This is a genomic window from Burkholderia sp. AU17457, from assembly GCF_002223255.1.
In the GTDB taxonomy this organism is placed as follows: Bacteria; Pseudomonadota; Gammaproteobacteria; order Burkholderiales; family Burkholderiaceae; genus Burkholderia; species Burkholderia sola.
The window spans coordinates 1-21,613 of record NZ_NKFB01000005.1 but is presented as its reverse complement, the minus strand read 5'-3'; the positions used below and the strand labels follow the sequence as shown (position 1 = coordinate 21,613).

At 67.3% G+C, this 21,613-nt stretch carries 18 protein-coding genes and 2 pseudogenes; 5 read left to right on the top strand and 15 right to left on the bottom strand.

Annotation, left to right across the window (positions count from 1 at the left end):
* Nucleotides 1–46: 46 nt before the first annotated feature.
* From CFB49_RS17340 to CFB49_RS17325, 4 genes are all read right to left on the bottom strand, one after another.
* Nucleotides 47–481 carry a GNAT family N-acetyltransferase gene (locus tag CFB49_RS17340; protein ID WP_089435884.1) on the bottom strand — a complete coding sequence of 145 codons (435 nt, stop codon included), beginning with the start codon at nucleotides 479–481 and terminating at the stop codon, nucleotides 47–49.
* A gap of 150 nt (nucleotides 482–631) precedes the next feature.
* The gene (locus CFB49_RS17335; RefSeq protein WP_089491866.1) at nucleotides 632–1,099 is read right to left on the bottom strand and encodes a nucleoside deaminase; all 468 of its coding nucleotides are present in this window, start codon (nucleotides 1,097–1,099) and stop codon (nucleotides 632–634) included.
* 98 nt (nucleotides 1,100–1,197) lie between these two features.
* Complete coding sequence (cynS, locus tag CFB49_RS17330; protein ID WP_089491865.1) at nucleotides 1,198–1,668, bottom strand: cyanase; 471 nt, start codon at nucleotides 1,666–1,668, stop codon at nucleotides 1,198–1,200.
* Nucleotides 1,665–2,363 (bottom strand): carbonic anhydrase, encoded by a 699-nt coding sequence (locus CFB49_RS17325; protein ID WP_179234914.1) that lies wholly within the window; start codon nucleotides 2,361–2,363, stop codon nucleotides 1,665–1,667. Before CFB49_RS17325 ends, cynS begins: the two co-directional genes overlap by 4 nt.
* Before the next feature lie 113 nt (nucleotides 2,364–2,476).
* Here CFB49_RS17325 and cynR point away from each other — a divergent pair, with 113 nt between their 5' ends.
* Nucleotides 2,477–3,406, top strand: a complete 930-nt coding sequence (cynR, locus tag CFB49_RS17320) for a transcriptional regulator CynR (RefSeq protein WP_089435882.1) — start codon at nucleotides 2,477–2,479, stop codon at nucleotides 3,404–3,406.
* Between the two features lie 105 nt (nucleotides 3,407–3,511).
* On the opposite strand, the gene CFB49_RS17315 is transcribed toward cynR, so the two are convergent.
* Complete coding sequence (locus CFB49_RS17315) at nucleotides 3,512–3,715, bottom strand: hypothetical protein (protein WP_069619032.1); 204 nt, start codon at nucleotides 3,713–3,715, stop codon at nucleotides 3,512–3,514.
* A 222-nt stretch (nucleotides 3,716–3,937) separates the two neighbouring features.
* On the opposite strand from CFB49_RS17315, the gene CFB49_RS17310 reads away from it, so the two are divergent.
* Nucleotides 3,938–4,813 (top strand): LysR family transcriptional regulator, encoded by an 876-nt coding sequence (locus tag CFB49_RS17310; RefSeq protein ID WP_027782171.1) that lies wholly within the window; start codon nucleotides 3,938–3,940, stop codon nucleotides 4,811–4,813.
* A 27-nt stretch (nucleotides 4,814–4,840) separates the two neighbouring features.
* Here the strand turns inward: CFB49_RS17310 and CFB49_RS17305 are convergent, their stop codons facing one another.
* Nucleotides 4,841–5,392: a hypothetical protein gene (locus CFB49_RS17305; RefSeq protein ID WP_069619034.1), complete on the bottom strand. Its 552-nt coding sequence runs from the start codon at nucleotides 5,390–5,392 to the stop codon at nucleotides 4,841–4,843.
* 128 nt (nucleotides 5,393–5,520) lie between these two features.
* Nucleotides 5,521–5,871 (bottom strand): hypothetical protein, encoded by a 351-nt coding sequence (locus tag CFB49_RS17300; protein ID WP_089491863.1) that lies wholly within the window; start codon nucleotides 5,869–5,871, stop codon nucleotides 5,521–5,523.
* A gap of 474 nt (nucleotides 5,872–6,345) precedes the next feature.
* Between CFB49_RS17300 and blaOXA the strand changes: the two genes are divergently transcribed.
* Entirely contained in the window at nucleotides 6,346–7,158 is an 813-nt protein-coding gene (blaOXA, locus tag CFB49_RS17295) for an OXA-1043 family class D beta-lactamase (protein WP_371090899.1), read from the top strand.
* Nucleotides 7,155–8,294, top strand: a complete 1,140-nt coding sequence (locus tag CFB49_RS17290; RefSeq protein ID WP_089491862.1) for an acyltransferase family protein — start codon at nucleotides 7,155–7,157, stop codon at nucleotides 8,292–8,294. Before blaOXA ends, CFB49_RS17290 begins: the two co-directional genes overlap by 4 nt.
* A gap of 41 nt (nucleotides 8,295–8,335) precedes the next feature.
* On the opposite strand, the gene CFB49_RS17285 is transcribed toward CFB49_RS17290, so the two are convergent.
* From CFB49_RS17285 to CFB49_RS17275, 3 genes and pseudogenes are all read right to left on the bottom strand, one after another.
* Nucleotides 8,336–8,923 carry a class I SAM-dependent methyltransferase gene (locus tag CFB49_RS17285; protein ID WP_089491861.1) on the bottom strand — a complete coding sequence of 196 codons (588 nt, stop codon included), beginning with the start codon at nucleotides 8,921–8,923 and terminating at the stop codon, nucleotides 8,336–8,338.
* A gap of 467 nt (nucleotides 8,924–9,390) precedes the next feature.
* On the bottom strand, nucleotides 9,391–11,112 hold the full coding sequence (gene poxB, locus CFB49_RS17280) for a ubiquinone-dependent pyruvate dehydrogenase (protein WP_089491860.1): 1,722 nt from the start codon (nucleotides 11,110–11,112) through the stop codon (nucleotides 9,391–9,393).
* 253 nt (nucleotides 11,113–11,365) lie between these two features.
* A pseudogene (locus tag CFB49_RS17275) lies at nucleotides 11,366–11,572 on the bottom strand (Lrp/AsnC ligand binding domain-containing protein); the annotation flags it as partial.
* A 23-nt stretch (nucleotides 11,573–11,595) separates the two neighbouring features.
* Here CFB49_RS17275 and CFB49_RS17270 point away from each other — a divergent pair.
* Nucleotides 11,596–11,916, top strand: a pseudogene (locus CFB49_RS17270) (1-aminocyclopropane-1-carboxylate deaminase); the annotation flags it as partial.
* 42 nt (nucleotides 11,917–11,958) lie between these two features.
* Here the strand turns inward: CFB49_RS17270 and CFB49_RS17265 are convergent.
* The 5 genes from CFB49_RS17265 to CFB49_RS17240 form a co-directional block, all read right to left on the bottom strand.
* Nucleotides 11,959–15,012: an ATP-binding protein gene (locus tag CFB49_RS17265; RefSeq protein WP_089491859.1), complete on the bottom strand. Its 3,054-nt coding sequence runs from the start codon at nucleotides 15,010–15,012 to the stop codon at nucleotides 11,959–11,961.
* A 618-nt stretch (nucleotides 15,013–15,630) separates the two neighbouring features.
* On the bottom strand, nucleotides 15,631–16,290 hold the full coding sequence (locus CFB49_RS17255; RefSeq protein ID WP_069619056.1) for a response regulator: 660 nt from the start codon (nucleotides 16,288–16,290) through the stop codon (nucleotides 15,631–15,633).
* A gap of 321 nt (nucleotides 16,291–16,611) precedes the next feature.
* Nucleotides 16,612–16,800 carry a hypothetical protein gene (locus CFB49_RS17250; protein WP_084044297.1) on the bottom strand — a complete coding sequence of 63 codons (189 nt, stop codon included), beginning with the start codon at nucleotides 16,798–16,800 and terminating at the stop codon, nucleotides 16,612–16,614.
* Nucleotides 16,801–16,920: 120 nt separating this feature from the next.
* The gene (locus tag CFB49_RS17245; protein ID WP_089491857.1) at nucleotides 16,921–20,001 is read right to left on the bottom strand and encodes an ATP-binding protein; all 3,081 of its coding nucleotides are present in this window, start codon (nucleotides 19,999–20,001) and stop codon (nucleotides 16,921–16,923) included.
* Nucleotides 20,002–20,355: 354 nt separating this feature from the next.
* Nucleotides 20,356–21,375 (bottom strand): hypothetical protein, encoded by a 1,020-nt coding sequence (locus CFB49_RS17240; RefSeq protein ID WP_089492763.1) that lies wholly within the window; start codon nucleotides 21,373–21,375, stop codon nucleotides 20,356–20,358.
* Nucleotides 21,376–21,613: the final 238 nt, after the last annotated feature.

Here is a 21,613-nt window from a genome sequence, read left to right as displayed (position 1 = left end):
GACTTTCGCGCTGCGCGAGCGTGCTTGCCGCGCAACGCGAACTGCTTCAAAGCACCTTGACCATGAACACGCGCGCCGCGCCTTCCGGCTCGCATGGCACTTCGCCGAACGTCTCGTAACCGTGCTTCCGATAGAAATCGGGTGCCTGGAACGAGATCGTGTACAGCACCGCACGCGCGCAACCGCGCCGCTTCGCTTCCGCTTCGGCCTCGCGCAGCAACCGGCTGCCGAAACCGCCGCCGCGCAGCGATTCGGGCAGATAGAACAGATCGATGAAGAACAGGCCGAGCGACGTGCGGCCGGTGAGGCCGCCCAATACCTCGCCGGTCGCGGGATCGGTCACGTAGACGTCGAGCGCGGCCGTATCGGCGCGCCCCGTCATCGCATGGTTGAATTCGCCGAGCTTGCGGCTGATGAAGTCGCGGGCGGCCGGCTGCTCGGTGTCGGTCAGTTGAAGGGTGACGTCGGGATGGGCTGTCATCGAGGCGAACGCGTGCGTAAAAAGACCGCCGGGCGTGCGGTGTCCGCGGCGGGCGTCGCACGACTATAGCGCGTTGTCATGCGCTCATGTCACCGTAAACGAACGCCACCGTCAGCCCGTGACAATCGCGCCACCGTCGCGCGCATCCCGTCACTTCGCGTTCAATTCCTTCCAGCGCCGGTACACGTCGATCGCGCCGTCGTGCTTGTGCTGCACCATCGGCAACCGGCGTTCCCCGATCGGCTTCCCGTATTCCGCATAAAGCGTATCGAGTTCGAAGTACTTGCGGTCGTCGCGATAGAACGGCGCGTAGTCCTCGCGCGTCGTGACGTAGATCACGCGCTTCGGGCTGCAGTAGTACAGCGAGCCGAGGCACATCGGGCACGGGCTCGCGAGGATGTAGATCTCGCAGTCGGTCAGGTGCTCGGTACCGAGCTTGCGGCACGCGTCGCGCACCGCGAGGATCTCCGCGTGCGCGGTCGGGTCGCTGGTCTGCGCGACGAGGTTCGGGCTCTCGGCGACGATCTCGCCGTCGCGGACGATCACCGTCGCGAACGGGCGACCGCCCTCTTCCACGTTCTTCATCGCGAGATCGATCGTGCGTTTCACAAAATCCATGGGTGTGTCCTCGTTGAATCGACATGGCGGGAACGTGCGCCGGCCGGCGCACGTCGGGCGATACTGCGCGACACCGTTGCAGCGGTGCCGTGCAGGCGTCAGAACGGCTTGGTCGGCAGGTACTTGCCGTCGAGCGTGATCACCGCGCGCGAACCGCCTTCGGGATCGTCGACCTTCTTCACGTCGAGCCGGAAATTGATCGCGCTGATGATGCCGTCGCCGAACTTCTCGTGCACGAGCGCCTTCAGCGTCGTGCCGTACACCTGCAGCATTTCGTAGAAACGGTAGATGGTCGGGTCGGTCGGCACGCGATCGTCGATGCTGCCGCGCAGCGGAATCGACTGCAGCAGCAGCACCGCGTCGTCGTCGAGGCCGAGCTTGTCGGCGACGACGCGCGCCGCATCGGCCGGCAGCGCATGCTGGCCGAGCAGCGCGGCCGTGACGAACGCTTCGCTCAGGCCCGTGCCTTCGGTAAGCTGCGCGAACGACAGGTTCTTGCGCGCCTTCGCGAGGACGACGGTTTCCGCCAGCGCGTGACGCGCCGTCTGACTGTGCTGGGACTGGATCATGGCAATTCCTCGTAGTGGAGTGAGAGCAGGAGCGACTCAGGCCGCGACGGGCAGCGTCGCGGGGTGGCGCGGACGCCGGGATGGTCCGCGAGGGACACGAAGCGGCCGCTCGCGCCGTCGTAGGCGTCGATGCAGCCCGATTCGATGTCGTAGACCCACCCGTGCAGCGCGAGACGCCCTTCTTCGAGCGCGAGCCGCACGGCGGGGTGCGTCTTCAGGTTGGCCAGTTGCGCGACGACGTTCTCGCGCACCATCGAGTCGATCCGCTCGCGCTCGCTGCGATGCGTGCGCGCCTCGTTCACGACCCGCGCCGAATCGGCATAGCGCAGCCAGTGGCCGACCGCCGGCATGTGGTCCATGCACTGGCAGGTCGCGATCGCGGTCATCGCGCCGCAATCGGAATGCCCGCAGATCACGACGTCGGTCACGCGCAGCGCGGCGACCGCATATTCGACCGACGCCGACACGCCGCCCGGCTCCGGGCCGTACGACGGCACGATGTTGCCCGCGTTGCGGATCACGAACAGGTCGCCCGGTTCGCGCTGCGTGACGAGCTCCGGCACGAGCCGGCTGTCCGAGCACGAGATGAACAGCGCCCGCGGGTGCTGGCTGCGCGCGAGATCGCGAAACAGCGCGGCGCGCGCCGGATACGCGTCGCGCTGGAACTTCAGGAAGCCTTCGATGATGTCCTTCATCGCGTGTTCTCCGGTGCCGGTGGAATCGATGAAGGGCAGGTTACGCCCGGCTTCCGATAACGTAAAAGACTGATTTATGATCCGCTGGATAAGCAAGACTTATAGGAACCGCCATGCTGCTGCGCCACATCCACTACTTCCTGGCCGTCGCCGAACACCGTAGCTTCACGCGCGCGGCCGCTGCGCTGCACGTGTCGCAGCCCGCGCTGTCGCAGCAGATCCGCCAGCTCGAGGACACGCTCGGCGCGCAGTTGTTCGACCGCACGGCGCGCGTCACGCGGCTGACCGATGCCGGCGACGTGTATTTCCGCTATGCGCGGCAGGCGCTGCACGATCTGGCGGAAGGCCGGCGAGCGATTCACGACGTGCAGGATCTGAGCCGCGGCTCCCTGCGCGTCGCGGTCACGCCGACCTTCACGAGCTATCTCGTCGGGCCGCTGGTCGAGGCATTTCACGGCCGCTACCCGGACGTGTCGCTATCGATGCGCGAGATGTCGCAGGAGCGTATCGAAGCGCTGCTCGGCGACGGCGAGCTCGATGTCGGCATTGCATTCGACGAGGTGCAGGCGGCGGATGTCGACGCGCAAACGCTGCTGGTCGAAACGCTCGCGCTCGTCGTGAACCGCGGGCACGCACTCGCCGGCAAACGCAAGGCCAGCCTGCACGCGCTGCACGACGCGCCGCTCGTGCTGCTCACCGCGGAGTTCGCGACGCGCACGCAGATCGACCGCTATTTCCGTGCGCACGACGTACAGCCACGCGTGCTGATGGAGGCGAATTCGCTCGGCGCGGTGATCGAAATCGTGCGCCGCACGAACCTCGCGACGCTGCTGCCGGTGACGATCGCGATCGAGCACGACGATCTCGTCGCGGTCACGCTCGATCCGGCGGGGCTGCGGCGCACGGCCGTGCTGCTGCAGCGCAAGGGCGCGTACCGGAGCGCGGCCGCGCGTGCGTTCGTCGAGCTGGCGCTCGCGCAGGGGGCGGAAAAATCGAAGGGGGAAGGCGGAGCACGTGCAACGCGCAAAAAGGCGGCCGGCTGAACGCAGCCACGCGGAACGGAAGACGAACCGTCCCGCGCGGACGTCCGGCGTTTCAGTCGAACGAAACGCCGGCGTGACGTCGAAACGACGCGAACGAAACGCGCGTCAGTTGTACCCGAGGATCGCCACGGCCGCGACATCCGGCCGATCGATCGTATGGCCGACGAGCGACGTCATCGGTTCCTGCAGCACGGCCTGGTACGAGGTCACGCGCGCTTCTTCCGGCGCACCCGCGTCATCCGCGGCCGGTTCGTCGAACATCGCATCGAAACCGCTATGGAACACCGCCTGCTTCTGCGAAAAAGTCATCTCCACTCCTTTGCTTTGATATGTCGTTGATGTTCCAGCTAGCCTGCTTCAACGCCGCCGCACGCACGGGTGGGCCGTCATGCGCCGCCTCGGATCGCGCGAGCTGCGCGCGCGCGTCGCGCCACCCTCGGGCGAAACGCCAGCGTGATCGCACTATGGCAGACACACTGCAACAATAAAAACGCATAATGCTGATCGTTAAGTTCAGTTTTCCTGATACCTATGAAGATGCTCGATCACGACGTGCTGGCCACCGTCGTCGCCGTCGCGGAAACCGGCAACATGACCCGCGCGGCCGAAGCCGTGAACCGCTCGCAGTCGGCCGTGAGCATGCAGATCAAGAGCCTGGAGGACGCGATCGGCCGGCCGCTGTTCGTACGCAAGCCGCGCAGCATCGTGCTGACACGCGAGGGCGAGGTGTTGCTGGGATTCGCCAGGCGAATGCTGGCGCTGCGCGACGAGGCTTGGGCGGCCGTGGTGCGGCCGGAAGTGACCGGCAAGGTCGTGATCGGCGTGCCGGACGACTATGCGTCGTCGCTGCTGCCGTCGGTGCTGAAGAAATTCTCGGCGACCTACCCGAAGGTCGAGATCCAGGTGATGGGGCTGCCGAGCAGCGCGCTCGCGCCGCTGATCAAGGAGGGCACCGTCGACCTCGTGTGCGGGACGCGCATCAAGGGGCTCACCGGCGACTTCATCCGCCACGAGCCGATGGCGTGGGCCGCGATGACGAACGGGCCGCGCGTCTGGGAGGAACGGCCGCTGCCGATCGCGGTGTTCATGCCGGGCAGCGTCGCGCGCGAGAACGCGATCCGCAGCCTCGAACGCGCGAAAGTGCCGTACCGCACGTCGTATGAAAGCCCGAGCCTGCTCGGGCTGCTCAGCATGGTCGAAGCCGGCCTCGCGGTCGCGCCGCTCGCCCGCTGCGCGATTCCCGCGCAACTGTCGATGCTCGGCCGCTCGCACGGGCTGCCCGACCTGCCGCCGCTCGAGCTGATTCTCGCGCGCAGCACGAAGTCGAAACGGCCGCCGTGCGACTTCCTCGCGGAACAGTTGATGGAAGACCTGCAGCGGCAGACCGGACAGACAGGCGACGCGTGAGGCCGCCGGCGGCCGCTCGCCACGAGGTCACCCATGTCCAGCCGCGTGCAACGCCGCATTGACGATGCCGGCCACCGTATCGACGAGCGCTTCCAGCGTGTCGCCGTGCACGTACCGCCCGGCCGGCGGAACGTGCTCGCTGCGCCGACCGCCCCACTGCGAGCCTGACGTGACCGACAGCGTCGCGCTGAACCGCTGGCCGTGCCGCCGGCCGAAGATGCCGATTCGCCGCTCGGCCACGTAAGCCTGTTCGGGAAGGAACAATCGAATCTCGACCGCCGCCTGATCGGGGTCGGCCGCGCACGCGTGCGCATCGAACGCCGGCGCGAATGCCTTGACGATGCGGAACGTCACGTGGGAATCCCACGCGGCCAGCGGCCCGCCGGCCGCATCGACGCGTTCGGCGTCGACCGACCACTGATGGTGATCGGGCACGCGAATCGCCTGGCGCAGCAGCACGTCCGCCGCGCGAACCGTCACCATCAACTGCCGGGCAAGCTGCCTGCCCGACGGCAACGCCGCGGTATGCGCGCGACGGGCAGCCGGGCGCGCAATACGCACTTCTTCCGTAAGGTACATGGGCCCTCCGTGTTCACGGGTAGCGCCGCGTTCGACGCAGCGCACAAACGGCCGTCGTCGCCGGCCGGCGGACAGCACGGCGGCCGGCGAATCGGCGGCGGATGAGCCGAGCAATCGCCGTTCCCGACTCAACGGACGGCGGGCCGGACGCATATTCGGCGCGCGACCGGCCCGATCACCGCGTCGACTTGCTGCGCGATCAGCGTGTGCAGCGCGAAATCCAGGTCTTCCGGCGCGATGTCGAACCGCACGTGAATCACGTTGCGCACGGCGCGCGCGCTGGCGACATACACGCCGAGCGGGGAATGCAGCAACGCGGCAAGCCGGTCGTGCGCGGCGTCGACGGAGTCGGCCGTCAACGTGACGGGCAGTTGCAGGCGCGGGCGCGGCGGCGGGAACGGCACGACGTTGGCGGATGCGCCGCCGCGCAACCGGCGGCCGGCGACATCGAAGGCGGGAAAGGGATGAATGAAGGTCATGGCGCGGACGGCGGCCGGCCCGGCTGTTCGACACGTGCCCAGCTTAGAAGAGACCGTATCAACGCCGTGCAAAAAAACGGGGCGGTCGTGCAAAAAACGGCATGCACGCATCGGGATCGCGCCCCGTACGCCGCGCTTGCGGCGTCGGGCAATCACGGCGACGGCCGATCAGCCGTTTGGCGGACTCGACCCGCCGGGCTCGCGGCGATATGCCGGGCGCTTTCCACGCGTCGCCTGCAGCCATGACCGTCTGGCGATGAACGTGCGATCGACATGCGCCGCCTGAACCGGTGACGGTCGCACGCGTCCCCGTCAACCATGACAGGTCGACAACAGGCGATCCGTCGATACACTGTGAGCCGTCCCGACGACGGCGATCTCCGTCGTCATCGATGCCGGCCCTCGCTTCTTCGAGCGCGCCCGAGCCTTCGGCTTCCCATCCATCCCCACACCGACCGCACGCTTGCCAAGGAGCTGCACTTGAAACACTGGCGCGACACGCTGTTCGTCTTCGCCGGCCTGCTGGCCGCCGCGTCCTCTCACGCCCATCCCGTCTGCACCGTCGTCGCCGACGCGGCCACCGGCAAGCTGCTCGTGCAGCACGGCGACTGCACGACCCGCGTGACGCCGGCATCGACGTTCAAGGTCGCGATCAGCCTGATGGGCTTCGACGCCGGCGTGCTGAAGGACGCGCACACGCCCACGCTCGACTTCCACGCCGGCTACCCCGACTGGGGCGGTGCGCCGTGGCGCGAACCGACCGACCCGGCGCGCTGGATGAGGCTGTCGATCTTCTGGTATTCGCAGCAGGTCGCGCAGGCGCTCGGGCAGGCACGCTTCCAGCAGTACACGAGCGCGTTCGGCTACGGCAACGCCGACGTCACTGCCCAGCAGGGCGAACGCCCCGGCGTGATGGGCGCCTGGGTCAATTCGTCGCTACGGATCTCGCCGCTCGAACAAGTCGCGTTCATGCGCAAGATCGCGCGCCGGACGCTGCCCATCAGTGCGCATGCGTACGACATGACCGAGCGCATCACGCTGATCGACGCACAACCGGGCGGCTGGATCGTGCACGGCAAGACCGGCACCGGCTCGCCGGGCTCCAAGTACGATGCTGCGCACGCGTACGGCTGGTTCGTCGGCTGGGCGACGAAGGGGCCACGCACGCTGGTGTTCGCGAACCTGATCCAGGACGACGAGCGGCAAATGCCCAATGCCGGCCTGCGCTCGCGCGACACGTTCCTCGCGGCGCTGCCGGCGCTCGCCGAAACGGCCCGGCCGCAATGAGCACCGGCCCCCGCAATGCCCGCATCGACCTGCTGCGCGGCGTGTCGATCCTGCTCGTCCTGCTGCATCACTTCAACATCGCGTATCCGCTGCGCGACACCGCGCTCGCGCGCGTGCTCGGCTGGGACACGATCCATGCGATCGTGCGCAACGGCAACTACGGCGTGACGATGTTCTTCGCGATCTCGGGCTACCTGATCGCGTCGAACGCGCGCCGCCGCTGGGGCAGCCTCGGCGCGCTCGGCGTGCGCGCATTCTATGTGTCACGGGTCGCGCGGATCGTTCCGTGCCTGCTTCTGCTGCTCGCGCTCGTCAACGGCCTCGCGGCGGCCGGCGTGCCGATCTTCACGAACCACGCGCCGCAGGGCATCGCCGTGTCGTACTGGCTCGTGAATCTGGCGTCGCTCACGTTCTGGATGAACGTGCTGATCGGCGCATACGGATGGGTCAACTACGCGCTCGGCGTGTTGTGGTCGCTGTCGGTCGAAGAGGTGTTCTACCTGACGTTTCCGCTGCTGTGCATCGCGCTGCGTCGCGACACGCGGCTGTTCGCGTTCTGGGTGATGACCGCCGCGATCGGTCCCGCGTATCGCTACACGCATTCGGGCGACGAAGGCGGCTTCCTGTACGCGTACTTCGCATGCTTCGACGGCATCGCGATCGGCTGCTGCACCGCGCTACTGGCCGAACGCGCCCGCTGGCAGGTACTCGCGGCCGTGCCCGTGCAATGGCTCGTGGCAACGGCGATGACGGTGTTCTATCTCGCGTCGCCGATCGCCGAAAGCCACGTGCTCGGCGTATCCGCGATGGCGCTCGGCACGGCCGTGCTACTGATCGGCGCCCATGCCGAACACACACCCGCTCACGGCCGCCTGCTCGCGCCGCTGCGCTGGAGCGGCCGGCTCAGCTACGAGCTGTATCTGTTCCATCTGATCGTGCTCGGCGCGCTGCGCACGTTCTGGGCGCCGTCTGCCACGCATGGCGACGACAAGCTGGCGCTGCTCGTCGCGTACCTGGCGCTGTCGGCGGCATTGAGCGCGGTCATTGCACGCGGCTATGCGGCGCCGCTCGACCGCTTCATCAAGCGGGTTGCGTCGCGGCCGCCGGTGCACGTGACGGACAGCGCGCGCGTGTAGCTGCTCCGGGTGGCGGCGAGCAACGCAGAAGCCGGCCGCGGTCAGCCGGCGTATGCGGCAGCGCAGCGCACGGTCACGATGCGCGCCGGCGGAAGATTGGCCCAGACGATCCGGCTGTCGCACGCGACGAATGCCGAATCGCCCAGCGGATGACGGCCGGGCGGGCGCAGGTCGTAGGTAAATTGAATCATCACGCCATCGGCCGACAGCACGCGATGACATTGCCCGACGATCGCCGCCACGTCATCACGCGGCAGCGTGCGCAGCGGCAGGCACGACACGATCGCGTCGACCGTGGCGCCAGGCGGCAGCAACCGTTCGAGCTGTCGTGCGTCGCCCGACACGATCGAGATACCGGGAAAGCGTCGCCGCAGATGCCGCACGAACGCCGGCGAGCGTTCGACCACGACGAGGCGCAGCGGCGCCACGCCGCGTTCGAGCAGCGCCGCGGTGATCGCGCCGGTGCCACCGCCGAGTTCGACGACGAGCCCGTCGCCGTCCGGCACCGTGTCGGCCATCTCGCGCGCCAGATGCCGCGAACTCGGGCACAACGCGCCCACCGCGGCCGGCCGGCCGACCCACTCGCGCACGAACAGTGCCGAGACACGCCACGCGTTCGGCCACATCACCGGCGGGGCTCCGGCGCTTGGGCGGCGGGCGGCGGGTTGCCGACGACTGCGCGGGACAGGGCTACGGCGATACGGGCAAGGTTCATGCGCATCCTCCTGGGCGAATCGGTCCGCCGCAGGACGCGCGACGGTCAATCGATTCTAGGAAACGCAAACTTAAGGTGACGTGAAGATTGACCCTGATTTGCCTGACCAATTCGTGCCGGATCGGCGATCGACACGCTGCTGCACGTGCGCGGGATAGCGCTTGCCGACGATCCGATTTGCCCCGGCGCCGTCTGGATCTGCGCGAAATCGTCGGCGGTCAGTCTCCAGCGACAGAAATGGGGTCGGGACGTCGGCGCGCGATGCCTCTCTCCCGCGAACCATCATCTCGCCCACCGCCTCGAGGTCGTCAGCCAAAGCCGTGCGCGAGCAAGCGGGCTTTGAACCGCGCGCCATGCTCGCCACACGGCACGCGCCCCCCTTCACCGCAAGTTGGTTCTCGCCAATTCGACGATCTCGTCGCCGCGCCCGCTGAGGATCGCGCGCAGCATGAACAGGCTGAAGCCCTTCGCATGCGCGATCTCGATCTTCGGCGGCATCGCGAGCTCGTACTTCGACGTGACGACGTCGACCACCGCCGGCCCGTCATGCTCGAACGCCGTCCGCAGCGCTTGCTCGACGTTCTCCGAATGCTCGACGCGCACGCTGAAGATACCGGCGCCCTTCGCGATCGCCGCGAAATCGGTCGGGCTCAGGTCGACGTTCGTGTCGAGATAGCCAGCCGCCTTCAGCTCCATCGACACAAAGCCGAGCAGGCTGTTGTTGAACACGACGACCTTGATCGGCAGCTTGAGCTGGCGTGCGGTCAGCAGATCGCCGAGCAGCATCGACAGCCCGCCGTCGCCCGACAGCGACACGACCTGCCGCCCCGGATGCGCGCCCTGCGCGCCGAGCGCCTGCGGCATCGCATTCGCCATCGACCCGTGGTTGAACGAACCGTGCAGTTGCCGCTTGCCGTTCATCGTCAGGTAACGCGCGGCCCATAGCGTCGGCGTGCCGACGTCGGCCGTGAAGATCGCGTCCTCAGCCGCGACTTCGTCGACGATCTTCGTCAGGTACTGCGGATGGATCGCGCGGCCCGGCGGCTCGGCCACCGCGAGATCGTCGAGTCCCTTGCGCGCGGCCGCGTAATGTTTCAGCGCGTTCTCGAGGAAGCGCCGCTGCGTCTTGCGCGTCAGGCGCGGCAGCAGCGCCGCGATCGTCTCCTTCACGGTGCCGACGAGCCCGAGCGCGAGCGGGGCGCGATGGCCGAGTTGCGAACCCTTCCAGTCGATTTGCGCGATCTTCGCATTCGTCGGATAGAACGGCCGGTACGGGAAATCCGTGCCGAGCATCAGCAGCGTGTCGCACGATTCCATCGCGTGATAGCCGGAGCTGAAACCGATCAGCCCCGTCATCCCGACGTCGAACGGGTTGTCCCATTCGACGAACTGCTTGCCGCGCAACGCATGCACGACCGGCGCGCCGAGCGTGTCCGCCAGCGCGACCACTTCGTCGTGTGCGCCCTGCGTGCCGCTGCCGCACAGCAGCGTGACCGCGTCCGATTCGTTGAGCAACGCCGCGAGCCGGTCGAGATCGGCATCGGCCGGCAGGATCGACGGCGGCGCCGATTCGCTCCACGCGGGCGCTTCGTCGGGGCCGTCGCCGAGCGCGATGTCGCCCGGCAGCACGATCACCGCCACGCCGCGCTCCTCGATCGCGGTGCGCATCGCGCGCGCCAGCACGCGTGGAAACTGCGACGCGTTCGTCACCAGCTCCGCGAAATGGCTGCATTCACGGAACAGGTCCTGCGGATGGGTTTCCTGGAAGTAGCCCAGGCCGATCTCGGTCGACGGGATGTGCGCGGCGATAGCCAGCACCGGCTGGTGATTGCGGTGACAATCGTACAGTCCGTTAATCAGGTGCAGGTTGCCGGGGCCGCAACTGCCCGCGCACACCGCGAGCCGCCCGGTCGACGCGGCATCGGCGCCGGCCGCGAACGCTGCGCTTTCCTCGTGCCGCGTGTGCATCCAGCGGATCGAGCCGATCTGGCTGAGGCTGAACGACAGGCCGTTCAGGCTGTCGCCCGTCACGCCCCAGATGCGCTCGACGCCCGCTGCCGCCAGCGTCTTTGCCAGGTATTCCGCCATCGTCTGTCTTGCCATGATGCCCTCGCTCGTTGATCGATTGTCGATTGATCCGGCTCCGGCACCTGCGGCCTTCGCCGATGACGGAACGAGCATACGCGATCGCGTCGAACGGCGTCGTGACGGTGCAATCGGCATGCGCGACAGCTCGGCCGGGCCCGTCCGCGCAGCCGGGCCGCCCTTTCGGCCAGGTCGGACGAGCGTCGCCGCATGGGCCCACCCGGGCACGCAGGTGAACGGGGGCTCGCCAGGCTGCCGACCCCACCATGCGCTATACCGGCAGCGCATCCGTCGACAGGATCTCCTTGAGCACCATGAACAAGCGCACCTGCCGCACACCGGGCAGGTACAGCAGTTGCCGGCATGCAGGCGGTTGAAGCTGTCGTTGTTCGCGCGTGCGCACCCGCATGAAGCAGTCGAATTCGCCGGTCACCGCGTGACACTCGATGCATCCCGATACCTTCCGCGCGGCTTTCTCGAAGGCGACGAATGCTGCCGGCGTCGACGACGATGGGCGGCGACGTGCGACTCGTGTGAGACGGCTTCGACATCGGTATCCGCCACGGTTGGGAAGATGCGATGGAGAGCGTGCGACAGGCGGGCGGCAAGCCGTATCCGATTCCGGCCGGCTGTTCCGAACATCGGTTCGGCGGGCCCGGGTTCGTCGGCTTCGCGGAGGAAATGCGTGCGCAGGAGGCGGAACCCGGCTTCCCGTTCGATTACATCGTGGTCTGCTCGATGGCGGGCAGCACGCAGGCGGGAATGGTCGTCGGCTTCGCGGCCGACGTGCGCGCGGACCGCGTGATCGGCATCGATGCGTCGACGACTATTTCCCCGGCTTCCCCGAACCCTGCCCATCATCCGTCACAGCCGTTCCAACGCCCGCCTGACGGCATCCTCGGTCGCCTCCCACACGCGATTCAATGCTTCCGGCCCGCCGTCCCGCATTGCATGCTCCGCGCTTGCGCACGCGTCGCGCGCCTCGACGTCGCCCGCCAGCGCGAAACCGCCTCGCATCGAATGCAGTTCGATGCGCAGCGTATCGGCGTCGCCACTCGCGAGTGCATTGCTGATCACATCGAGCGACTGCAGCGTCGCATCGTGAAGCGTGCGCCGCACCTCGTCAGTCATCGCGGGCGCAACGGGCGGCCGCTCAAGCGCTGGCTCGGACGATACCGCATCGCGCCCCGCGTGCCGCCGCAACGCCGCGTCGAGCGTCTCGATCGACAGCGGCTTGAGCACGACCTCTACCGCACCGGCTTGCGCGCAACGCCGCCGATCCTCGTCCGTCGCGTGTGCCGTCATCGTGATCACGGGCACGCGAGCGCCCTGCTCGCGCAGGAAGTTCGCGAGCGCGAAGCCGTCGAGTTCCGGCATGCCGAGATCGGTCAGCACAACGTCGTACTGCCGCTCGAAGAACGCGCGCATCGCCTCCACGCCGTTGGATACGATCGTGGCGTCGTAGCCCAACGCATCGAGCTGGTCGCGCAGCAGCGCGCGGCTCGCCGGATGATCCTCGGCGACAAGCACGCGCAGCGGCTCGCCATCGTCGGCCTGCGCATCTGCGCCAGCTTCCGCGCCCGACTCGAATGCCGCATCGGCGTCGTGCTCGTGCGCCGTATCCGCGAACGTCTCGGACTCCGGCACATCGGCCCGCCACCCGGCCGGCGCTTCGGGCAGCGGCAATGCCGCCACGAAAACCGTGCCTTCGCCTAGCCGGCTGTCGACACGCAACTCGCCGCCCATCAGCGTCGCGATGCGCCGGCACAGCGGCAGCCCGAGCCCCGTGCCGCCGAAGCGCCGGTAAATCGACGCGTCGGTCTGGATATAGACGTCGAACAGTGTCGGCATGCTGTCTTCGGGAATGCCGATGCCCGTATCGCTGACGGCGATTTCGACGCCACTGCCCGTCGGACCCGCGTGCGCGAGCCGCACGTCGATCGTCACGCGGCCGCGCTTCGTGAACTTGATCGCATTGCTGACGAGGTTCGAAATCAGTTGCCGCAACCGCGTCGAATCGCCCACGTAGCCATCGGCCAGATCCGGGGCAACCCGGCACGTCAGCGCGAGGTTTTTCGCATCCGCGAGCGGACGGAAAATCGTAGCCACGTCGTTCACGACGCGGCGCAGGTCGAACGGGATGCTTTCGAGCACCATCTGGTTCGACTCGGCCTTCGACAGGTCGAGCACGTCGTTGATCACGCGCAGCAGCGCATCGGACGACGACATGATCGTCTTCAGGCGCCGCCGCTCCTGCGACGGCAGGGCCGCGCGCTCCATCAACTCGAGATTGCCGACGATCGCATTGAGCGGCGTGCGGATCTCGTGGCTCATCGTCGCGAGGAAGGTCGACTTCGCCGTGTTCGCGTGCTCGGCGGCTTCGCGGGCCTCGTGCAGCTTCTCCTCGGCCTGCTTGCGCGCCGTGATGTCGAGCATCGTGCACAGCAGCACGTCGATCCCGCGGTACCTGGTGCGCACGATGTGCGCCTCGAGATAGGTCGTGCCGCGTCCCGCGCGCTCGACGGCCAGCTCTCGCGTCACGCGCGTACGCGCGTTGCCGCCCTGCGCGCCGGCCCGGTACGCCAGCCACAGTTGTCTGCCGAGCGGCTCGCCGATCATGTCGCGCTCGTACGCGGTCATCGCGTCGTTGCGTACGATCGTTTCGCCGTCGGCGAACGACAGCAACACGAGCCCGGCCGGCGCCGTGCGGATCAGCGTTCGGTTGAGCGCCTCGCTTTCGATCAAGCGAATCGCGCGCCGATTCGCCGGACGCAACGCGCGCCGGTCGAACATCACGATGGCGAACCACAGCAGCCCGATCGCGAAGAGCGCGGGTGCGACCGTCAAGCTCGCGCTCCACGCGATGTCGCTCAGAACGGCACGCCATGACACGGCTGCCATCACCACCTGGTCCGATCTCGGTACGCGGTCGCTGATGACGAAGTTCATGCCGACGCGATGGACGACCGCTCGCCCACTGGCCTGCAGACGCGCCTGCTCGAGCGCACGGGCCACCATCGCCCTGTCGGGCTGCCCGCCGAGCAGGAGACCTCCATCGGCATCGACGAGCGCGTATTCCCTGCCGGCGCCCGGCGAGCGCAGTATCCCCTCTATCAGCGGCGGGCTGTTGATAACGAACCAGACGACTGGCCTGCCGTTCGCGCCGAGCACCCATTGCACCATCCGCAGCACGGAGCGTCCGAGCAGCGGATCGAATCGCCGCTCGAGCACAATCGTGCTTTGACGAGCGACGGGCGCCATCGATACGGCTGTATCTTTCGTTGTCGGCCGCAGTTGCTCGACCCACGCCCTTACGTCGAATCCCGCTGGCAGCGCAAGCGCCCGTTTCACCAGCGGATGCCCTGCCGTAACGATGAAATCGCCGTCCGGATCGATCAGATAGGAAGTGCCGCCCGGATCGGCCGGTTGCGGCGGAGGCAGGACGCCCGTCACCTCGACCCGCCCGAGATAGCGCGCGAGGTAAGGCAAATGGCTGTTCGCCGATGCAGCCCGCGGGATGTCGGCGAATGCGGCGATCGCGATTCGCCCTATGCGTCCGACGAATGTCTGCATGCCGTGCTTGCCGGCGAGCAACCCGGGCAAGACCGGCGAATCGTCGACAACGCCGGCCCACTGCAGCTCCATGTCTTCGACATAGCGGTTCCGCAGCGCCCTCATGATTTCCAGCTCGGCCACGAGTTCGGCCCTGCGCCCCGTGAACTCGACGCGAAAGCGCTCGAGCGATTCCTGCACGTCGAGCCGCAAGACCAGCGTCGCGCACAGTAGCATGAACACCGAAATCGCAGCACCGCTTGCGTACAGCAGGATCTGCTGCTGGCGCCGAATACGACCGGGATTGAATGGCTTGCGAACGGCCGCCGTGCCGTGCGAGAGAAGTCTTTTCAGCTTTGCGGGCATGTCATATCGGTCTCGTCTCTCCTGGCCGGAAATACCGCGTCATTCACCGGTGCAGGCGCATCGGGCTCCTAGGAACCGGGGTAGTCGTGCCGCATGCGTCTCGCCGACGGCGCATCGCCGTCAGGCGCAATGGAGCGATTTTGCTCATCGGCATAGCGGACGACAGCGGCACGACCCGCGCGTAATCCTTGCCCGCAGCCCGCCTGCCGCGATCGCCGAGGAAAACGCGCGAGGGTATCGGGCGAGGCGGCCGGGCATGGCTCGCTATCGTTTCGAGGTTTTCGACGTAGCGGTTCCGAAGTGCGCTGACCACCTCGATCTCCTCGAGCAGGTCGGCCTTGCGGACGAGGCGCTCCGACCGGAACCGCGCAATCGGTTCCTGAAGATCCGTGTGACAAGCGCCATGCAACCCAGCACGAACACCTCGATCGCCACGCTGCTCCCATACAGCAGCCGCCGACGCGAGACGCGCCCGGGCTCGAACGGCTTGCGGCAGTGGACGTCGCGTACGCGATCAGCGTTCTCAGTCTATCGGGCATACATGTCGTCAAAGGCGGCCCGGCCACGCCGCTGCCTCATGCGCGGTCCGGATCGATCGGCACCGCCGCCGGTTGGCGGCTACGCATCGGTTGCCGGCAAATCGGGCAACTGCCCCTCGCTCGCATAGCGGATCAGGTCCGCATCGCGGATGATCCCGAGCTTCTTCATCGCGCTCGATTTCTGCGAACTGATCGTCTGCTTGCTGCGGTGAAGCTGGACGGCGATCTCGCCAACCGTCAGGCCGGCCCCGTAAAGGCGCACGACCTCGATTTCGCGGGCGGTCAGCAAGCGCGTGCCGGCCGACGGCTGGCAGTCCTCCAGCAGCTTCTTGACGAACGGCGACAGATAATTCGCCCCGACGAACGCCGCATGTACCGCGCCGACCAGATGCGAAATCGCATCGGACTTGCTCAGGATGCACGCGACGCCCTGCTTCTGAATCGCGAGCAGCACGCTCGGGTTGTCGATCATCGTGATCGTCACGAGGCGCAGCGCCGGATAGCGGCGCTGGAGGAACGACAGCAGCGACAGGCCGTCGCCGTACTTGCCGCCGGGCATCACGTAATCGACGACGAGCACGTCGCTCTGCTGCTCGTCGAGCATCGCCACCAGATCAGTCGAATTCGAGACGGTGCCGAGCAGCTTGATCGTGCTGCTGCCTGCGAGCGCCTGCGACATCCCGAGCGCGGACGAAGGATGATCGTCCGCCACCATCACTCGCACAAAAAATTCATCCATCTTTATTCTTCTCCCGATACACGCGGCCCGACGTGCCATGTTGAGCGACGCGCCGGGATTCGAATCGATCGCGCAACACGCTTGCGTTGCGGTATTGAGCGAACCGGGCGGTGCGCAGCGTAATTTTAAGATAATAGACGGGTTCCGGGGCGCGGCGGTACGATCGGCGTGGCCGCTGACAGCCGCAACGGCCCGACGCGCCGGACACAGCATCCGGCACGAATCTTCGGCGGCCCACGGACCGCCGCCCGCACACACCCGATCGGCGGCGTCCCCCAACGCCGTCGATCCATCCTGTCCCGCCGGGCAGCTGGAGCTACCCTAACGTTTGATCACGGACTTGTCCGATTCACCCGAACCGTCATCCGCTGCGTGCTGCCACTCGACGATCACACGCCGCTTCTGCGACGGCGACATCATGATGAATTCGTTCAACTTCGTCAGAAAATCCCGTCTGGATTTCTCCGGCAACGTCGCGAATCCAAGCAGCAGCCCGAACACCTTTCCCATATAGCGCACGGCCTTACCCTTCCTTCTTCAGTCGAAATCACGCGGCACCCTGCGATGCGGCGTGCCTGCCTTCCTCGTTTGACGCCGGGCGGCCTACGCCGCCGCCGCGCCGCGTTTTTCTTATCGCCCCGGCCCGTGTGCCGCCGCCGGCATGGCATCCAATGCCGGCCGCTTGTCCATCGCCCCGGCCGGAAAGTCGATCCCGCGCCGCCGCGCGATGCGGACCAGCGCGCGGCGCAGATCGGCGAGCATCACGGGTTTGGTCAATATGCATTCGACGTTCGACGCCGCATAACGCCGGGCGTCGTCGGGCGCCAGATGCGAGGCCACGACGATCATGTCGCACGGCAGCGCGCGCGCATGGACGGCTTCCGCCAGTTGGCGGGCCGACATGTCGGGCAAGTCCGCACCCAGCAGCAGCATGTCCCAGCCACCGGTCGCGAGCAGATCGAACGCCGCGCCGCCTGACGACACGCATCGAACCGTACAGCCGAGTACGTCCAGTTGCTCGCGGAAGATCGACCCGTTCACGGATGCATCGTCGGCAACCAGCACGCGTGGCACACGCGTGCCGGAACCCGGCACCGCCGGCAGACCGCCATGGGTAGCGCGACCCGGCCCGCGTGTCGACTCGGCCGTGGCGCCCCGCGCCTGCTCGAGCGCCGTGCGCAGCCCGTTCAGCGAATAGCTCGACACGCGGATCGTACGGCCCGCGACATTCGGCTGCAGCGGGCCGTCCGGCGTGGCCAGTACAACTGGCGTGCCGCCGCCGAGGCTGTCGAGCTCCTCGCGCCGCCATTGGTCGGAATCGCCGAAGAGCACGATCGCGTGAGCACGCGCGAGGCACCCGGCGGCAATCCCGATCGGACTCGGATGCATCGCGACGTCGAATCCCCATGCACGCAGATGCGGGAACGCGAACGCGCGCCATGCGTCCTCCGGCGACACGACGATCAGCGTCCGGCCGGCGCCCGCACCTGCGCCGATCGGGACTTTCCGCGCAATCCCCATGCGCAACGGCAGGCGCACGGTGAACACGCTGCCGATGCCCGGCGCGCTATCGACCGCGATCGTCCCGCCCATCACCGCGACCAGCCGGTCGCACAGCGCGAGCCCGAGCCCCGTGCCGCCGTACCGTCGCGTGATCGACGCATCGACCTGCGAAAACGGCTTGAACAACCTCGTCCGGTGTGCAGGATCGATCCCGATGCCCGTATCCTCGATGCCGATCGCAAGCTCGGGCGCACCGCGCGCGTTTCGCCCTACCGCCACGCGCGCGACGATGCGCCCTTCGCTCGTGAACTTGATCGCGTTGCTCAACAGGTTGCCGACCACCTGCGCGAGCCGCGTCGGGTCACCGCGCATGCGCTGTGCGCCGCTCGCATCGATATCGGCGAATAGCGGCAATCCTTTCGCCTTCGCAACCGGCGCGAACGCCGCGAGCTCGCGCTCGATCACCGCAATCACGTCGAACTCGATCGACTCGACCGACATCGCGCCGGCTTCGATCTTCGAGAAATCCAGGATGTCGCTGACGATCGCGAGCAGCCCCTCGGCCGATGCCCGCAGCGTTTGCACGCGGCTCTGCTGCGACGCATCGAGCGCCGTGCGTTCGAGCAGTTCGAGATTGCCGAGGATCACGTTCAGCGGCGTGCGGATCTCGTGGCTCGTCGCGGCAAGAAACGACGATTTGGCCGCATTCGCCGAATCGGCCGCGCGCACAGCTTCCTCGAGCTGGTGCACGAGACGGCGCTGCGCGCTCGTGTCGGCGAACGCCGCGATCAGCACGTCCTCCCCCTCGTAACGCGCGCTGTGCGCGATGACCTCCAGATGCAGCGGCATATCGCCGTGTGCATCGAGCACGAACTCGGTCATCATCGTCCGGCCGCCCCCGCCTTGCGCGACGAACGCGTCATACTTCTCGAGCACCTGCGCGGACAGCGCATGATGATCGCCGCCGTGCGGCAGCAACATCTGCGTCAGCGCGTCGCTCGCGAGCATCACGCGCCGGTCGGACAGCGACACGAGCCCGATACCGACCGGCGCCATCGCGACCACGCTGCGGCAGAGCGCCTCGCTGTCGAACACGCGCGCCGAGCGCGCGTAGACCGGCACCAGCACGCGCCGGTGGAATCGGACGAGCAGCAGCCACATCACGGCGATCGCGACGAGTGTCGCCGCCGCCAGCGAGCCGGCCTGCACGCCGATGCCGGCCACCACGTCGGCCCACGACAGCGCATACGCGATCGTCCAGCCCGTCGCGGCGAGCTTGCCGCGGAACACGATCGTGCCGTCGCGAAAGAGCGGTTCGCCGGGTGCGCGATCGCCGTGGGCGACGTCGAGGCTCAACAGGCGCTCGGTCAGCGCGTTCGTGCGCTCGACACCGGGATCGACCGCAATGAGCCGGTTGTCCGCGGACGCGATGAAGAACACGCCAGCCTGCGTGCGCTCGGCCAGCCACGACAGCAGGTATTCGGGCGCGTATTCGGTGACCAGCACCGCGAACGGCTGGCCGCTGGATCGGGCCTCGGCGGCCAGCCGGATGCGCACCTGCCCCGTGACCGGATTGAGGTAGGGCGGCAACCAGCGGACGTTCGGTCGGCCATCGTCCGGCGCGGGCGGCCGACCGTCGAAATCCACGTGCAGCGCATCGAACACCTTGGCGCGCGCGTCGGTCGACGCGAGCGCCGGGTCGTCGCGCGACAGGTGCGGCACGAGCCCGAACATCCCGGTTCGCGTGCTGTAGTGATAGCCCTCGAGCGTGCGCCCGCGATTGATCGAACTCGCCGCGCAGATGCGCGACAGCAGAAACGACAGGGCAAGGTAACGCGCGACCTCGTCGCGTTGCGCGGTTGCGCCCGGCACGCCGACCACGAGCGACGGAAACGGGGTGATCGCAAGCTGCTGGCCGTTATCGAGGAACGCCTTCGTGACGTCCGCCGGCGCCGGGCCGAGTTCGCGCCAGATCAGCTGCGTATTCGTGACGCCGTTCCTGAACGACGTCTCGGCCACCTGGACCTCGCCGGCGGTTTCTTCGACACCATTCAGGAAATTGCGCCGCTCGCCGTCCAGATAGCCGTAAACGATCGACGTAATCCCGAGCCCGCAGGCAATCAGGATCAGGACCGTGACGACGATGCCGCCCCCGAACATCGAGATGCTCTGGTAGCGGCGGATGGACTGAAGTGTGCTGTATGGCATGGCTCGACGTGACGGCGCCCGAGGATGCGGGCATGCGGCAGATTCCCTGCCGGACCGGGCGTCACGATGGGTACATTCGGGGTAGCGATGTCCCAATCATGCCAAACGACACTGCGAAAATCAGTCTTGCATTATCTTTTTAGTACAAATCCGATACCATCGAGAGATGATTTTGAACTTGAACGAAAGTTCATCGCGAGATCAGGTCGGGAGCCTGTCCGATCGGACGAGTCGTGTCGTCGATTCGCGGCGGGCGGCCGCGCAAACGAAATACCGCCGGCAAGCCGGCGGCAGAAAAGACGCATCCACGGTAGACGCAGCGCGCCGGAGTCCCTTTCCGCCGCGCCGGCCCCCTCAGTTCTGCGTGAGCGGATTCAGCGTCGTGCACAGGAAGCCCGTGCAGTTCTTCGGCGTGAAATAGAACGACGCCATCACCGGCGTGGGAGAGCCGAGCGCGAGATCGCTCAGATACGCGCTGCCCTGTGCGCCGAACGTGTTTGCTTGCTGAACGAAGCTTGCGCCAGTCGACTGGATCGCGGCCGACTGGTACGAGAAGGTCGGCGACTGCGTCTGGTCCTTCACGTAGATCCACGAGATCGCCGTGCCGAATGCCATCCCGCCCTTCGCGCGATAGCCCTTCGCCCCTTCACTGTTGGCCTGTGCGATGAAGTCGCCGACGGTCGACGTCGGCGCCAGCGCGTCGTACGTATAGGTCGCGTTCGACGCGTTGTTCTTCATGTACACGTTCGCCTGCACGGCGCCCACCATCATCGGGCCGAGGAGCCAGTAGCCCGACTGGCCCTGGCCGTTCGCCTGCGTGAGGAACGCATTCGCGTCGGCCGGCAGGCCCGTCGTCGTGTACGTGTAGGTGGCGGACGAACCGCCATCCTTGCGATAGAGATCGCCGTACGTGAGCGGTCCTTCGTAGCGATAGCCGCTCGCCCCTTGCGCGTTGGCCGCATTAACGAAGGACGTCATGTCGGCCGGCGCCGTCTGCAACTGGTACGTGTAGGTCTGCGCGGTGCCGTCGTTCACGAAGATCGACTGCGTTCCGCCGTTGCCCGCCGCGTAGAAGTAGTCGCCCAGATAGCGATAGCCCTTCGCGCCTTCGTTGTTGACCAGCGTCAGGAAGCTCGCGCGATCGGCCGCGACAGGTTGCGCCTCGTAGCGCCAGGTCAGCGTGCTGCCGCCCGAGCCCCCCGAACCGCCGCTGCCGCCGGATCCCGTTCCGCCCGAACCCGTGCCGCCTGTCCCGCCGCTGCCGCCGTTGTTGCTCGTGCCCGAGCCGCCCGACGAAGCGGGTGAGGGATTGTCGTCGCCGCCGCAAGCGGTCAGCGCGAGGCAGGTCAATGCAATCAGTGCAGCGGCTTTCATCGGGATCACCTTCCAAACGAACAGGACGAACAGGACGAACGAGGCCCGTACGCGCGGATCACGCCGCACGCACCGACCATCACGAATCACGAATCAGGATCGGCCGGCGGCCCCCGCCGGCCCGGCGACGTCAGTTGACCTGCAGCTGGCCACCGCGGCCCAGCCCGCCCTTGACGTCCTGCGCCTTGTAGCTGCGCAGCGCCACGACCATCTTGTTCCACGCGTCGATGAACGCGAC

Bases quoted from the DNA above. Each gene is read 5' to 3' on its own strand.
- CFB49_RS17340 (WP_089435884.1), bottom strand. From the start codon at position 481: ATGACAGCCCATCCCGACGTCACCCTTCAACTGACCGACACCGAGCAG.
- CFB49_RS17335 (WP_089491866.1), bottom strand. From the start codon at position 1,099: ATGGATTTTGTGAAACGCACGATCGATCTCGCGATGAAGAACGTGGAA.
- cynS (WP_089491865.1), bottom strand. From the start codon at position 1,668: ATGATCCAGTCCCAGCACAGTCAGACGGCGCGTCACGCGCTGGCGGAA.
- CFB49_RS17325 (WP_179234914.1), bottom strand. From the start codon at position 2,363: ATGAAGGACATCATCGAAGGCTTCCTGAAGTTCCAGCGCGACGCGTAT.
- cynR (WP_089435882.1), top strand. From the start codon at position 2,477: ATGCTGCTGCGCCACATCCACTACTTCCTGGCCGTCGCCGAACACCGT.
- CFB49_RS17315 (WP_069619032.1), bottom strand. From the start codon at position 3,715: ATGACTTTTTCGCAGAAGCAGGCGGTGTTCCATAGCGGTTTCGATGCG.
- CFB49_RS17310 (WP_027782171.1), top strand. From the start codon at position 3,938: ATGAAGATGCTCGATCACGACGTGCTGGCCACCGTCGTCGCCGTCGCG.
- CFB49_RS17305 (WP_069619034.1), bottom strand. From the start codon at position 5,392: ATGTACCTTACGGAAGAAGTGCGTATTGCGCGCCCGGCTGCCCGTCGC.
- CFB49_RS17300 (WP_089491863.1), bottom strand. From the start codon at position 5,871: ATGACCTTCATTCATCCCTTTCCCGCCTTCGATGTCGCCGGCCGCCGG.
- CFB49_RS17290 (WP_089491862.1), top strand. From the start codon at position 7,155: ATGAGCACCGGCCCCCGCAATGCCCGCATCGACCTGCTGCGCGGCGTG.
- poxB (WP_089491860.1), bottom strand. From the start codon at position 11,112: ATGGCAAGACAGACGATGGCGGAATACCTGGCAAAGACGCTGGCGGCA.
- CFB49_RS17265 (WP_089491859.1), bottom strand. From the start codon at position 15,012: ATGCCCGCAAAGCTGAAAAGACTTCTCTCGCACGGCACGGCGGCCGTT.
- CFB49_RS17255 (WP_069619056.1), bottom strand. From the start codon at position 16,290: ATGGATGAATTTTTTGTGCGAGTGATGGTGGCGGACGATCATCCTTCG.
- CFB49_RS17250 (WP_084044297.1), bottom strand. From the start codon at position 16,800: ATGGGAAAGGTGTTCGGGCTGCTGCTTGGATTCGCGACGTTGCCGGAG.
- CFB49_RS17245 (WP_089491857.1), bottom strand. From the start codon at position 20,001: ATGCCATACAGCACACTTCAGTCCATCCGCCGCTACCAGAGCATCTCG.
- CFB49_RS17240 (WP_089492763.1), bottom strand. From the start codon at position 21,375: ATGAAAGCCGCTGCACTGATTGCATTGACCTGCCTCGCGCTGACCGCT.